The following is a 13,981-nucleotide window of genomic DNA, read 5'->3' as shown; positions in this document are numbered from 1 at the left end:
TCAGAACATGCCACCGAAGTCTCGTACTGCGGCGGGGGCCAAGAAGGTCCGCCGTAAGGAAAAGAAGAATGTCGCGCACGGTCACGCGCACATCAAGAGCACCTTCAACAACACCATCGTCTCGATCACGGACCCGACCGGTGCCGTGATCGCGTGGGCGTCGAGTGGTCACGTGGGCTTCAAGGGCTCGCGTAAGTCCACCCCGTTCGCCGCGCAGATGGCCGCCGAGAACGCCGCCCGCAAGGCCGCCGAGCACGGCATGAAGAAGGTCGACGTCTTCGTGAAGGGCCCGGGTTCGGGTCGCGAGACGGCGATCCGCTCGCTGCAGGCGGCCGGCCTCGAGGTCGGCACCATCCAGGACGTGACCCCGCAGCCTCACAACGGCTGCCGCCCGCCCAAGCGGCGCCGGGTCTGAGGAACGGGGAGGAGTAAGAAGAAATGGCTCGTTACACCGGCCCCGCGACGCGTATTTCGCGTCGCCTCAAGGTTGACCTCATCGGCGGCGACCAGGCTTTCGAGCGTCGCCCCTACCCGCCGGGCCAGCACGGCCGCGGGCGCATCAAGGAGTCCGAGTACCTCCTGCAGTCGCAGGAGAAGCAGAAGGCTCGCTACACCTACGGCGTTCTCGAGCGTCAGTTCGTCCGGTACTACAAGGAAGCCGTCCGGCGTCCGGGTAAGACCGGTGAGAACCTGCTGCAGATCCTCGAGTCCCGTCTGGACAACGTGATCTACCGCGCCGGCATCGCCCGCACCCGCCGTCAGGCGCGTCAGCTGGTGAGCCACGGCCACTTCCTGGTCAACGGCGTCAAGGTCAACGTCCCGTCCTACCAGGTCACGAAGTGGGACATCATCGACGTGCGGCCGAAGTCGTTCGCGATGCTGCCCTTCGTCGCGGCCAAGGAGTCGTTCGGCGAGCGTCCCGTTCCCGCGTGGCTCCAGGTCGTTCCGTCCAACCTCCGTGTGCTGGTCCACCAGCTCCCGGAGCGCGCTCAGATCGATGTTCCGGTCCAGGAACAGCTGATCGTCGAGCTCTACTCGAAGTGATCCACCATCGGGCCGGGGTTTCCCCGGCCCGATGTGGGCACGGGCGGCGGCGCCCGGAGTGCGCCGCCGCTTCGCCATCCCTTTCGGTGTCATATGGCGGGCGCCGTTTGGAAAGGAATTAGGAAAGATGCTGATTTCCCAGCGACCGGCTCTCGGCGAAGAGACGGTCAACGAGACCCGCTCCCGGTTCACCATCGAACCGCTGGAGCCCGGCTTCGGCTACACGCTCGGCAACTCGCTGCGGCGCACGCTGCTGTCGTCCATTCCGGGCGCGGCCGTGACGAGCATCCGCATCGACGGCGTGCTGCACGAGTTCACCACCGTTCCCGGGGTGAAGGAAGACGTCACCGACATCATCCTGAACCTCAAGGAGCTCGTGGTCTCCTCGGAAGAGGACGAGCCGGTCACCATGTACCTGCGCAAGCAGGGCCCCGGTGAGGTCACCGCCGCCGACATCGTGCCCCCGGCCGGTGTCACCGTGCACAACCCGGATCTGCACATCGCGTCGCTGAACGGCAAGGGCAAGCTCGAGATCGAGCTCGTCGTCGAGCGCGGCCGCGGTTACGTTCCGGCCCTGCAGAACAAGCAGGCGGGCGCGGAGATCGGCCGGATCCCGGTCGACTCCATCTACTCCCCGGTGCTGAAGGTGACCTACAAGGTCGAGGCGACCCGTGTCGAGCAGCGCACCGACTTCGACAAGCTGATCCTGGACGTGGAGACGAAGCCGTCGATCACGCCGCGGGACGCTGTCGCGTCGGCCGGTAAGACGCTGGTGGAGCTGTTCGGTCTCGCGCGCGAGCTGAACGTCGACGCCGAAGGCATCGAGATCGGCCCGTCGCCGCAGGAGGCGGACACCATCGCCGCCTACGCGATGCCGATCGAGGACCTGGACCTCACCGTCCGGTCGTACAACTGCCTCAAGCGCGAGGGCATCCACACCGTCGGCGAACTGGTCTCGCGCAGCGAGGCCGACCTGCTGGACATCCGCAACTTCGGTGCGAAGTCGATCGACGAGGTCAAGCTCAAGCTCGTCGGTCTCGGCCTCGCGCTGAAAGACAGCCCGCCCGGGTTCGACCCGACCGCGGCCGCGGCCAGCTACGACGGTGAAGGCTGGTCCGAGGGCGTCGACAGCATCACGGACGGAATTTCGGACAACGGCCACGACGATGGCCAGGACTACGCAGAGACGGAGCAGCTGTAAGGCCAGCTACGGCTCCCTCACCGGTCGGGTGGGGGAGCGCCGGCCTCCAGCTGTGAGCTGAACGAGGAGAACCGATGCCCACCCCCACAAAGGGACCCCGTCTCGGCGGGTCGCCCGCGCACGAACGGCTGATCCTGGCCAACCTGGCCACCCAGCTGTTCGAGCACGGCAAGATCACGACGACCGAGGCGAAGGCCCGGCGGGTGCGCCCGCTGGCCGAGAAGCTGATCACGAAGGCGAAGCGGGGCGACCTGCACAACCGTCGTCAGATCCAGCGCATCGTGCGCGACAAGGATGTCGTGCACAAGCTGATCGCCGAGATCGGTCCGTTCTTCGCGGAGCGTCCGGGTGGTTACACCCGGATCACCAAGACGATGGCGCGCAAGGGCGACAATGCCCCCATGGCCGTCATCGAGCTGGTGGCCGAGAAGACCGTCACCGCCGAGGCCGAGGCCGCGCGCAAGACGAAGTTCGCCAAGGACGAGCCGAAGGCTGCCGCCCCGGCCGCCGAGGAGACCACCGAGGCCACTGAGGCTGCCGACACGGCCGCCACCGAGGCTCCGGAGGCCACCGAGGCTCCCGCCGCCGACGAGGCCGCTGAGGCCCCCGCCGCGGACGCGGACAGCAAGAAGGACTGACGTCCTGACGGCACCGAACACCCCGGACGAGCCCGCCACTCCCACTGCGGAGGGCGGGCTCGTTCGTCTGCGTCTGGACGTCTCCTACGACGGCACCGATTTCTCCGGCTGGGCGCGGCAGCCTGGACGGCGCACGGTGCAGGGAGTCCTCGAAGAGGCGCTCGCGAAGCAGCCTCCGGGGGCTTCGGTCCCGAAGTCCGTCGTCGTCGCAGGCCGCACCGATGCCGGTGTGCACGCGGCCGGCCAGGTGGTCCACGTCGACGTGTCGCCTTTAGCGGGCAAAACGCGATCCGGCCGCCTGGAACTGGACGAGCGGGGTATCCCTGACCTGGGGCGGATGCGGCACCGCTGGAATCGGTATCTGCCGGGTGACGTGCGGGTGCTGGATGCCCGGGTGGCGGCCCCTGGGTTCGACGCGCGGTTCTCGGCCGTGCGGCGTCACTACCTTTACCGTGTTTCGGACGCGCCGTGGGGCGTGGATCCATTGCGCCGTCACGACACTCTGGCCTGGGGCCGTCCTCTGTCGGTTGACGCGATGAACGAGGCTTCGGCGTCTCTCTTGGGACTCCAGGACTTCGCGGCCTTCTGCAAACAGCGTGAAGGCGGGACGACCATTCGCGAGCTGCAGCGGCTTGAGTGGCGGCGGACCGGGCCGCACGCGGTCGAGGCCGAGGTCTCCGCCGACGCGTTCTGCCACTCGATGGTGCGCAGTCTGGTGGGGGCACTGCTCTTGGTCGGTGACGGCCGACGTCCGCTGGGCTGGCCGGGTGACGTTTTGGAGAGCCGGACGCGCGACAGCGCCGTCGCTCCCGCGCACGGCCTCACGTTGATGGCCGTCGACTACCCGCCAGATGCCGAACTCGCCGCGCGTGCTGATCAAACGCGCGCCATGCGCACCCCCTCCTGATCCGGACGCGGCGCCTTTAGCGGGCTAAACGCGCCGCGGCGGGCCCGCCAGACGGCCTCGACGACGTCTCTGAGGTCGTTCGCCAGGTCTTCGGCGGTGACGACGACGAATCGCCATCCCTCGGCCTCCACGCGTCTTCGGCGCTTCCGGTCATAGGCTTGTTCCTTCGGTGTGTTGTGCCATCGGCCGTCGTACTCGATGGCGACCCGGAACTTCTCGTCGGCGAGGTCAAGACGAGCGAGGAAACGGCCGGTTCGCGATTTGACCTCGACCTGAGGCGTCGCCGTGATGCCGCCGGCCGCCAGCACGATGCGAAGTTCCGATTCCGGATGTGACTCCGCACGAGGGTCGGACAGGCGTAAAGCATGCCTGGCCAAGCGGATCCCTCTATTGCGGCGACCGTAGAACTCGCCATTGAGGTGCAGATCGGTCAGGTTGTTGGCCCTCATGAACTGGTCCAGATCCGGGACGCCGATACGGAGCCGTCGCGTCCAGCTGGATTTGCGCGGAGAAAGCCGAAGCAGGAGATCCAACGCTATTCGACGTTTCCGTGCGATGCGAATTCCATTCCAGGGTCTCGATTCTTCGGGTTTGACCTCTGTCCGCCGAACCTTGATACCGACGACCGGGCCGAAGCGATTCTTCTCCGGGACGATCATCTCGACGGGGTCGTTGGGTTTGGCCAGCTCGACACCGTGAACGGTCGCCGCCGAACGCCCGGTCAAGACTGCTTCCGGAGGTGCCAGCAGTGCGGCGCCTCGGCATCGCAGCTCATGTGTGACCTCGACGCCGGCACGTGTGTAGACGTCCTGAAACAGCCGCCGGACGCTCGACCCGCGCAGCTGGCTGGCCGTGATGAGACCGGCCTTGCGCGCTTCCGACCCGCGGAAGACGTCGGGGAGATGGGATGAATCGAAGGGTTTGGTCATATCGACACGGTGACCGACAAGACCGACAGCCCGAGGCAATCACTGCCATTTCAGGGCGGGTTATCCACAACACCCGGCTTATCCACAGGCAGCGCGATTGCCCCTTGACTGACAAACCTCACCGCGCGGATCGCGTTTAGGGGGCTAAACGCGACGCGGCCGGACGCGAAAGGGGGCACTGTCCGTTGTGGACAGTGCCCCGGGGAGCGCGATTAGCCCGCTAAAGTCGACGCGGGCCGGGGTTAGTCGCCTCGGCGGACTGGGCCCAGGATCTGCTGCTCTTTCGCTGTGGTGACCAGGCGCAGAGGACGCCACAGGTTGCGGCCTAGGGCGACGACCTGGTCGTCCTTCAACGTCGTGAGCTGCTTCATCATCTGGGGCGGGAGCCGCCAGATGCGGGCGGCCAGTTCGGCCTGGCCCGGCGGGAGCCGCTGCATCAGAACCAGGTCGGCCGCGTTCGCGGTCGCCCCGGCCTGCGGGTGCAGGTACGGCAGCACGTAGACCGTCGTCTGCCACGGCGACCGCGGCGGGAACAGGTCCTGCGGTGTCGGGCCGCCGTCGGTCACCACCAGCAGCGGCGCGTCCTCGGACGGCCGCGGGAGGTCCACCGGTGACAGCCGCCGGATCTGTACCAGCGGCGAAGGCCTGCCGTTGGGCTGGTTCCCCGCGGCCTGGGGGAGCACCTGCCACGCGGCCGGACGTCCGGTCGCCACGACGACCCACGCCCCGACCGCCATCGCCCGCAGCGCCACCTGGCGAGCCAGGTACAGCCCACCGACCAGCACGATCCGGGTCGGTGCCGAGCGCAGCGCGGAGATCGTCAGCGGCTCACCCTTGAGTCCGGAGCCGAGGACGATCCCGCCGCGGTCACCCGACGGACTGATCGCGTCGAGCATCGCCGGATCGACGGTGAATTCCGGGGCGACACCGGCGCTCTGGCCTGCGTCACGCATACGGGTGCTCATGCCGTGCCTCCGATCGGCAAAGTCGCGGAGAACCCGGAGATCTGCAGGCCGCGCAGCGGCGTCAGCGTCACACCCAGCCGGTCCGAGACGCCCTGCAGCCGCTGGTCGGCCGCGTCCAGTTCACGCGGGTTACGCGCGCTCAGGCGAACGATTCCGCGCAGGCCGATCTTGCCCTCGTCCGCGGACGGCGAGATCGACATCGCGACCGTCGCCGACAGCGCGCGGACGCTGGTCAACGCGTTCAGGCTGCCGCTGATCTTGCCCTTCGGCCAGCTGGTGATCGCGTAGCTCGCGTGCCCGATGCCGGCCGCGGTGACGCCGGTCCAGCGTTCCTGCAGGCCGACCTTCCCCTGCGAACCGGCGACCGCGGTCAGTTCCGCGGCCGAAATGCTGGACCGCAGCAGCTCGTCCGGGTCGAGCGGGCGGGTCGGCACGCCCTGCGACTCCAGGGCGTTGCGCACCCGCGAAAGCGCGCCGATCAGCGCGCGATGCGCACCGACGACACCGCCGCCACGTTCGCGGATGGCGGCCGGGCACCGGCGCGGATCGAGCCGGATGGCGACCCAAGTCGTACGCCGCGCGGCCGCGGGAAGCGGGCCGAGCACCTCCATGTAGGAGCTGAGGGCGGGCGAGTCCGACGGAAGCGCGGCGCTGCCCGGGTAGCAGTGCCAGATCATCTGGATCGAGTCGAGGACCACACCGCGGTCTTCGAGGCACGGCGCGAGCGCGGACAGCGGCAGGCTCGGCGCTCCACCTGCCTGGGTGATCAGCGCGGGCGCGGGCTCGACGAGCAGGACGGCGGTCCACGTCCCGTCGTTCCATGCGATGCCGACCTGCTGGCGTTCGTGATCAACGCCGTGCGCGACGACGAGATCGGGAACGGCGAGGCGAAGCAGGTTCACGCGGGCGTCGTCCGGGCCGGTGACGGCGTCCTCTTCGGCGGCGAGCGACTCGATGCTGCTCGGCGGAAGCGGATTCGCCACACGATCGTGTGAACGGAACATGTACCGCATCGTGAGTCCAGCCCATTGGGTGAACCAGCGGCCACCCCAGCGCAGGAACGCGATGATGATCGCGAATCCGAGCACGCCGATCGCGACGTACTTCAGCTTCATGTCGATCGCGAGCAGGACGAGGCCGATGGCGAGCCCGAGTTCGAGCACGACCAGGTTCGCCACGGGGAGCGGGCCGAGGTTGATCCCACCGGTCCGGCGCCGCGCGGGAGCGGCGATCCGTGCCGCCGGAGCGGGCGGGGGACCGGACTGCGGGCCGGGGCCGCCGGACGGAGGACCGCCCGGGCCGCCTGGCCCACCGGGACCCCCCGGACCACCAGGTCCGCCGGGGCCACCGGGTCCCTTGGGGCCTCCCGGGCCACCGGGGCCGCCAGGACCCTGCGGTCCGCCAGGACCTCCAGGGCCGCCTGGGCCCCCGGGACCGCGAGGAACACCGGGACCTCCCGGGCCTCCGGCCGGGCCGCCCGGACCACCCGGTCTGCCGGGCCTTGGCGGCGGCCCCGGCGGACGACCAGGAGGTTGAGACCCCGGAGGGCCGGGCGGACGTGGAGGAGTGGTGACGGACATCCGCGCTTTCTCTTCCCCTCGTGCTTGCTGCGTACCCGGAAAGCCGGTCCCGAGGAACTTGACACTAGCTGGAGTTGGTAGAAACCCCACACCAGACGGTCCCCGTACGGCTATCCTGCGGAACCGTACCGCGACGGGGAGGACTGTAGGTCGAGAATGCCATCAACACCGACTACTAAGTCTCAAGTTCAGGCTTATCAGTTCGTTCTGCGACGGATGCAATCCGCGCTGGTCCGTCGCGACGCCGTCATGCTCCACGACCCGATGCGCACACACACGCGGGCCACCATCGTGGGTGTCGTGCTGGCCGCGCTGGGCGTCCTGGTCTTCGTCATCTGGGGCCTGCTGAGCCCGAAGCCCTCCGTGCCGGACGCGGGCAACATCGTCATCGGCGAACAGTCCGGAACGGTGTACGTCGTCGCCGGGAACCCGAAGAAACTGATCCCGACCTTCAACCTCGCCTCCGCGCGGCTGCTGATCATCGCGCAGTCGAAACAAGGGGCGCAGCAGGCGGGGAGCAAGCCTTCCGGGCCCGCGCAGGCCTCCGAAGTGAAGAACCCCACAGTCGTTTCGGATGAACAGCTGAAGAACATTCCCCGCGGCCAGCTCATGGGCATTCCGAACGGCCCGCAGCTGATGCCGACGGACACCCAGCGCGTCTCCCCGGATTGGGGCGTCTGCGACGAGGTCATGTACGACCCGACGGTGCCCCAGCCGGATCTCTCGAAGACGGAGACGACCGTCTACGCGGGCGTGAAGCAGCTCGGCAACCGTGAACTCGGCCAGAACGAGGCGTTGCTGGCCAAGGGCGCCAACGGCCGCGAGTACCTGATCTACCGGCAGACGCCGGATCCCAACGCCCGGAACGCGAACGCCGTCAAGGCCGAGATCAAGCCCGACGCGAGCGCCGTCCGTTCCGCGCTGAAGCTGTCCGATCAGCCGCGCGGTATCTCCCAGGGCCTGCTGGACGCGATCCCCGAGGTGCCGGAGCTGAAGCTCCCGGAGGTCCCGGGCAAGGGCGAGAGCCCCAACTACGAGATCGAGGGCATGAAGGTCGGCGACGTCTTCTCGACGGAGCAGGCCGAAGGGCGGAAGGACTTCTACCTCATCACGAAGGAAGGAATCCAGGCCATTTCCCCCGCGGTCGCCGACATCGTGCAGACCGGGAAGAACGACGGCAGCACTTCGGTCATGTCCGTGCCGCTGGGCAAGATCCGCAACCTCACGCGTGTCTCCCAGGTCGTCGAGCTCGACGCCTACCCGCAGACCGTGCCGACGGTGCTCAACGCGACCCAGGGTTCCCGGGTCTCCTGCTTGAGCTGGTCCATCACGGGCGAGGGCGCCGGCCGGGACGGGCACACGGCGGTGTTCGTCGACGACAAGCTGCCGAAGGGCAGGAACGCCGACGGATCCGCGCCCGGCGTCAAGATCGGTACCCCCGGTCCGGTCGGCGCGCCGATCAACAGCTTCTACATGGAGCCCGGTTTCGCGGCCGTCGTCCAGTCGGCGACCGGCAAGGAGACCTTCGACAAGGGGCCGATCCAGCTGATCTCCGATCGCGGGATCCGTTACGGCGTCCCCGACGCCGTGACGGCGGATTCGATCGGGCTGAACAAGCGCGTTCCGGCGCCCGAGGCCATCGTCAGGATCCTGCCCACCGGTGCTTCGCTGAACACGCAGGACGTGCTCCGGACCTTCGACACGGTGCCGATCGACGACAGGGCCGGTTCGGTCGCCACGCAGTCGCAGCAGGCTCCGGCGGGTAACTGATCACGGGAACCCACCGGACGGCGCGAGCGTCTCAACGCCCGAGCGGTATCGGGTGAGTGGAGGGTGCAGTGGCCGGCCTGAAGATCGACGGCAGCGTCGTCGGTGACTATGCGAAGCGGGTGGACGCGGCCGCCGGAGAGCTCGACCTGGCGGCCGCGGAGGTGACCGGTGAGGGCGTCACCGTCGAGTCCCACGGCACGCTGGGGGAGGAATTGGGCCTCGGTGCGTCTTATCGGCGTGCGGCCGAGGCCATCCAGCGTCAGCTCGTGGAGGGCGCGGCCGCGCTGAGGTCGGCGTCCGAGGCCCTGCACACCGTGACCGCGCGGCATGCCGGGCACGACGACGAGGCAGCGCAGATGATCAAGCGCGCCGTGGAGCTCTGAACCGCATGATCGCCGAATCGGAGAACCCGACGGATTCCATCCCGCACCCGATGGCGGCCGCCCGCCCGGCCGCACCGGAGCCGCCCCCGAGCGCGTTTAGCCCGCTAAACGCGACGGGCTCGGGCGGAGAGGAGCTGGTCGAGGCCGCGGCACCGCATCTCGCCTTCGTCTCGGAGCTGTCCGGCCATCTGGGGCTGATCGATCCGGTCGAGACCTACCTGACCCCGTTGGTGGGGCGCTGGGAGGACTTGAAGAACGAGGCGGATCTCCTCCGGAAAGCGGCGAAGACCGCGGGCAACGTTTCGAAGGAGCTGTCCGAGGACCTCGGGCGCCTCGACGCGGGGTGGTCCGGCAAGGACGCCGACGCGTTCGTCGCGTACATCGTGGACATCCACGCCGCGGGCTCTGACGTCGAAGACGCCCTCACGACGCTGGCGAGTTCGCTCGACGAACTGGTGCTGTCGATCCGTCGCATCCTGACCGACCTCGTCGAGGTTCTCGTCGACACGGCGGAACTGACCTCCGAGACCGCGATGCTGCCGGTCGGCGGTGTCCGGCGGGCGCGAACCCAGCTGGAGGAGGCGCAGGAGTCGGCGAAGGCGCTCTTCGAAGCCGCTCGCAACGTCCTCGAGGGCTTCGCGCGGTTCTGTGACGGCGTCGACGATCCTGACGCCGGCTCGCGGAGTATCGAGATCACTCACCGGTACCCGCAGGACGAATTCAAGCTTCACGACGATTCCGAGGCGCCGGGTGCACCGGTCCAGGAGAAGGCCACCGCCGAGGCCGATTCCGATGCCGCGTCCGACGACCAATCGACGTCGCCGTCCGCGGCCGAAGGCAGGCAGACCGGATCGCAGGAACCGCTGATCGAGCAAGGGCAGGCGCTGATCCCGGAGGTCGCGCCCGTCCAGGCCGCTCCGGCTCATGGATCGGGTGTCGCCGGGGCCGGCTCGGCGATGATGCCGATGGGGATGGCGCCCATGATGGGGATGGGCGGTATGGGCGGTGGTGGCCAGACGGCTCACCAGTCCAAGACGCGGCCCGCCTCGAAGCCGTCCGATGTGGTCGGTGAGCCCGGCCAGGTCGTCCCGCCCGTGATCGGCGAGGACGAGACCCCGCCGAAGCCCGCTCCGAAGCCCAAGCCAGCCAAGTAGAGCCCCAGGGGGCCGAGCGACTTTAGCGGGCTAAACGCGATCTGGGCGGCTCTGAGGCGAGCCCGGATCGCGTTTAGCCCGCTAAACGCAAGTGCTACGGGGTTTTGCGGCCTGGTGAGGCGGTCGGCCGGTTGCGGCGGACCGAGTGCACCACGAACAGCGTGACGAGCAGCGCCACCAGGCCCCCGCCGGTTCCGGCGAGCGCGACGATCATGGGGGCGGGGTCACGGTCGTTCGCGGGCGGCAGGTTCGCGGGCAGTTGGACCGGCTTGGCCTTGTCCGCCTCCGACGGCACGATCGCCGTCAGCGCCGCGATCGGGTCGATGACGCCGAAACCGACGAAGTTGTCCCGTCCGCCCGGCGCCGCGGGGTGCTGTGCCGTCTCCTTGATCCGGGTCATCACGTCACGAGCCTTCAGTCCCGGGAACTTCGCGCGCACCAGAGCGGCCACACCGGCGACATACGGGGCGGCGAAGCTCGTCCCCTGGATTTCGCCGGGCTGCCCGTTGCCCTCGATGGTCAGGTTGGCCAGGCTGCTGGATCCCTCGGCCGGGTCCAGCGAAATGATCTTGGTCCCCGGGCGGCGACACTCACCCACGGACCGTGGACGCTGAACTCCGCCACGCCGCCGGTGTCGTCGATCGCCGCGACCGAAAGGACATCGTCGGCGAACCACGGCGGCGTGACGATCATCTTGGGGGACTTGGGGTCCGGCTGATCGTTCTGCGGGCATTTGTCGCCGACGTTGCCCGCCGCCGCGACGACGACCACGTCGTGATCGACGGCGTAGTTCACCGCCGCCTGAAGCTGCTGCTCGCCCTCGGTGATGCTTCCGGTGGCCGGGCGGCAGTTGTCGACCGACATGTTGATCACGTTGGCGCCCTTGTCGACGGCCCGGACCACGGCCTGCGCGAGCGTCTTCAGCGTGCCCGCGGTCTTGCCCTGTTCCTGCTGCCGTCCGCCCTTGTCCTGCCCCGGCGCCGTTCCGTCCGCCGCGCCGCCGCCAGTGCCGTTCCCGGAGGACGGCGGCAGCTGAGAACCAGGATTGTTCGACGAAGGAGGCGGAGCCGAGTTGGAAGACGGCGGCGAAGGCGGCGGCTCAGGCTTCTTCTCCGCTTCCTCGTAGTTCTGGCTGGACTGACGGATCGACATGATCGTGGCGTCCGGCGCGACCCCTCGGAATCCGACGCTCGCGTCGGGCGGGTTCGCGGCGATGATTCCCGCCACTTCGGTGCCGTGGCCGTCGCAGTCTTCGAGCCCGGGCCCCTTGCCGCCGCCGGGAGTCGCGACGTAGTCACCACCCGCCTCGACGGGATTCTTGAAGTATGGGTGCGGGTAGACGCCGGTGTCGATCACCGCGACCTTGACGTTCGCGCCGACAGAACCGGTGGCGCCGCGCATCAGCTGATGCACCCGTTCGATCTGCAGATACTGCTGACCCCATGGCCGGTTCTTGATGTCGACCTGGTCGCCGCCGAGCTTGCTGCGCTGGACGCACTCGGTCTTCTTCTCGTAGGTCTTGTCCGGCTTGCCTTCGTCGGTCGGCTTCTTGGACTTGTCCACCGGCGGCGGGGTCGCGTAGTAGCCGCCGGCGTCCGGCGCGACGCTGCTTTGCTGCGCCCACGCGGGAAGCGCCACCGACGCCGGCGAGAGAACACCGATACCGGCCGCCAGCAGCACCGTTCCGGTACGTCCGGCGAGGCCGAGGTGGCGGACGCGCGTCCCCCTGGACTTCCGCGCTACGGCCATCAGAGCATCATCCGATCGGGTCGTCACTTGAAGTTGAGGTGGCGCAGCGTCGTGTAGAGATCCATGACGCCGAGAGCGAGCGGCAGCACCGTCGCGATGAAGACGGCCTCGAAGATCTCCACGGTCCGCCGCAGCGGCGGCGAGAAGCGCTGGTTCGGGAAGATCACGCCGACCACGAGCGCGCCGGCGCCGATCAGCAGCAGCGCGCCGAACACGAACAGAACGCGGTTCAGCGGGCTCGCCGACCACATCCAGCCGAGCAGGATGCCCGCGCCGGACACCATGCCGGTGGTCAGCAGGGCGATGGCCTGCGCGCCGTTCGCGTACGCCCGCGCCCTGAGGAGCAGGACCAGCGTGGCGATCACGCCGAGGATCGGGCCGAAGATCGTCGGCGACGTCGAGGCGATGATCGCGAACAGCGCCGTGGCCGCGCCGCAACCGGTCAGCAGACCGGTCATGTACTCGTGGGCGACCGCGGTGCGGCGTTCGATGGCGCGGTAGTCCGGGAAGCCCGAGTCTTCCTTGAGCTCTTCGGCGCTGCCGGGAACGTGCGGCGTCGGGAGGGCCGCGAGCTTGATCGTCGCGCGGGGCAGGATCGAGATGCAGGCCAGCGAGAACGCGGTGGCGCCGGCGGCGACACCGGCGATCGGGGTGTCGATGAGCGTCGCGGCCAGGAACGTCAGCGCCGAGATCGTGGCCGTCGTCGCGGCCGCGATGAAGGTGGTGATCCCGTGCCCGATGACCAGGATGCAGACCGCCGCCACGATGATCACGAGAGCGCTCGCGAGCAGCAGGTTCGCCCACAGGGACAGCCCCGGCACGATGTAGAACCCGCTGACGAACGCCAGCGGCAGACCGCCCGCCGCGGCGATCAGCACACCGGTCGCCTCGGCCTTGTAGGCCTTGGCCAGGGTCGCGCCGATCGCGACACACGCGATGGCGCCGACACCGCCGGCGATCGCGGCGGCGAGTGCGTTGCCGCCGTAGAAAGAGCCACTGGTGAAGAGCGCGAGGGCCGCGAAGAACAGCGCCAAGCCGCCCGCGATGTGCCCGAAGCGGCGCGCCGTCTCCTTGGTCCACGGCCGGAAGCTGTCCGGGGAAGACTCGGCGATCGCGTCGACGACGTCGTCGTACAGCGGGGGCGGCGGGTTCTCGTTGCGCTTGCGCAGCTGAAGCAGCTCGCCGTCGACGACACCGAGGGACGCGAGGGTCCGGCTCGGGTCGAGTGGCGCGTCGCCCAGCTTCGCCAGTGCCCAGCCGCCGTGGCGGGCGCCGCCGTCCGGCGTCGCCTCCTTCGCCATCTCCAACAGCATGGGCAGCAGGTCCGCCACCGCGACGTCAGCCGGCAAAGCCACGTCGATCCGGGTGCGTGGCGCGACCACCGTCACCCTGCTGAATACCGTCGTGCCCGTTGCCACTGCCTTCCCCCTGCCCTGAGAGTCTGCTCCCGGGGGAACCTATACCGAACCCGGGTGCCCACATCATCGACTGTCGGAAAAAGACCGGCAAAAGTAGGAGAGGCGACCTCCGAGCCCCGCTCACCGGCTGCCGGCGCGTCGACTTTAGCGGGCTAAACGTGACGCGCCCGAGCCCCGGGCACCTGGGTGCCCCCAGACCGCCGGATCGCGATTAGGGGGCTAAACGCACGTCGGGCGTCGGGG

12 protein-coding genes and 1 pseudogene are annotated in these 13,981 nt (G+C 68.8%); 8 read left to right on the top strand and 5 right to left on the bottom strand.

All coding sequences use genetic code 11. From position 1 onward, the window contains the following. Nucleotides 1–7: 7 nt before the first annotated feature. The 5 genes from rpsK (at nucleotide 8) to truA (ending at nucleotide 3,790) form a co-directional block, all read left to right on the top strand. Nucleotides 8–415 carry a 30S ribosomal protein S11 gene (rpsK, locus tag MJQ72_RS38050; protein WP_004558885.1) on the top strand — a complete coding sequence of 136 codons (408 nt, stop codon included), beginning with the start codon at nucleotides 8–10 and terminating at the stop codon, nucleotides 413–415. 23 nt (nucleotides 416–438) lie between these two features. Beyond that, complete coding sequence (gene rpsD / locus MJQ72_RS38045) at nucleotides 439–1,044, top strand: 30S ribosomal protein S4 (protein ID WP_007031054.1); 606 nt, start codon at nucleotides 439–441, stop codon at nucleotides 1,042–1,044. A gap of 127 nt (nucleotides 1,045–1,171) precedes the next feature. Then, nucleotides 1,172–2,245, top strand: a complete 1,074-nt coding sequence (locus tag MJQ72_RS38040) for a DNA-directed RNA polymerase subunit alpha (RefSeq protein ID WP_005166811.1) — start codon at nucleotides 1,172–1,174, stop codon at nucleotides 2,243–2,245. A gap of 74 nt (nucleotides 2,246–2,319) precedes the next feature. Continuing rightward, nucleotides 2,320–2,883 (top strand): 50S ribosomal protein L17, encoded by a 564-nt coding sequence (gene rplQ, locus MJQ72_RS38035; protein WP_038519813.1) that lies wholly within the window; start codon nucleotides 2,320–2,322, stop codon nucleotides 2,881–2,883. 73 nt (nucleotides 2,884–2,956) lie between these two features. After that, complete coding sequence (gene truA, locus MJQ72_RS38030) at nucleotides 2,957–3,790, top strand: tRNA pseudouridine(38-40) synthase TruA (protein ID WP_240601526.1); 834 nt, start codon at nucleotides 2,957–2,959, stop codon at nucleotides 3,788–3,790. Here the strand turns inward: truA and MJQ72_RS38025 are convergent. From MJQ72_RS38025 to eccE, 3 genes are all read right to left on the bottom strand, one after another. Next, on the bottom strand, nucleotides 3,760–4,719 hold the full coding sequence (locus tag MJQ72_RS38025; RefSeq protein ID WP_240595813.1) for an endonuclease domain-containing protein: 960 nt from the start codon (nucleotides 4,717–4,719) through the stop codon (nucleotides 3,760–3,762). The two genes, truA and MJQ72_RS38025, sit on opposite strands and share 31 nt — an antisense overlap. Before the next feature lie 242 nt (nucleotides 4,720–4,961). Continuing rightward, nucleotides 4,962–5,684 carry a hypothetical protein gene (locus MJQ72_RS38020; protein WP_125788830.1) on the bottom strand — a complete coding sequence of 241 codons (723 nt, stop codon included), beginning with the start codon at nucleotides 5,682–5,684 and terminating at the stop codon, nucleotides 4,962–4,964. Next, a complete protein-coding gene (gene eccE / locus MJQ72_RS38015) occupies nucleotides 5,681–6,862 on the bottom strand; it encodes a type VII secretion protein EccE (RefSeq protein WP_240595812.1) in 1,182 nt (393 codons plus the stop codon). Before eccE ends, MJQ72_RS38020 begins: the two co-directional genes overlap by 4 nt. A gap of 558 nt (nucleotides 6,863–7,420) precedes the next feature. On the opposite strand from eccE, the gene eccB reads away from it, so the two are divergent. The 3 genes from eccB to MJQ72_RS38000 all read left to right on the top strand — a co-directional run bounded on the left by eccB (nucleotide 7,421) and on the right by MJQ72_RS38000 (nucleotide 10,571). Continuing rightward, complete coding sequence (gene eccB / locus MJQ72_RS38010; RefSeq protein ID WP_396426907.1) at nucleotides 7,421–9,034, top strand: type VII secretion protein EccB; 1,614 nt, start codon at nucleotides 7,421–7,423, stop codon at nucleotides 9,032–9,034. 68 nt (nucleotides 9,035–9,102) lie between these two features. After that, on the top strand, nucleotides 9,103–9,417 hold the full coding sequence (locus MJQ72_RS38005) for a hypothetical protein (RefSeq protein WP_240595810.1): 315 nt from the start codon (nucleotides 9,103–9,105) through the stop codon (nucleotides 9,415–9,417). Between the two features lie 5 nt (nucleotides 9,418–9,422). Next, nucleotides 9,423–10,571: a WXG100 family type VII secretion target gene (locus tag MJQ72_RS38000; protein ID WP_240595809.1), complete on the top strand. Its 1,149-nt coding sequence runs from the start codon at nucleotides 9,423–9,425 to the stop codon at nucleotides 10,569–10,571. 94 nt (nucleotides 10,572–10,665) lie between these two features. Here MJQ72_RS38000 and mycP read toward each other — a convergent pair. Next, nucleotides 10,666–12,320 (bottom strand): annotated as a pseudogene (mycP, locus tag MJQ72_RS44960) (type VII secretion-associated serine protease mycosin). Nucleotides 12,321–12,343: 23 nt separating this feature from the next. Next, nucleotides 12,344–13,708: a type VII secretion integral membrane protein EccD gene (gene eccD, locus MJQ72_RS37990; RefSeq protein ID WP_240601525.1), complete on the bottom strand. Its 1,365-nt coding sequence runs from the start codon at nucleotides 13,706–13,708 to the stop codon at nucleotides 12,344–12,346. Nucleotides 13,709–13,981 lie beyond the last annotated feature (273 nt).

The organism is Amycolatopsis sp. EV170708-02-1, assembly GCF_022479115.1.
In the GTDB taxonomy this organism is placed as follows: domain Bacteria; phylum Actinomycetota; class Actinomycetes; order Mycobacteriales; family Pseudonocardiaceae; genus Amycolatopsis.
This window is presented reverse-complemented; position numbering and strand designations above follow the sequence as displayed.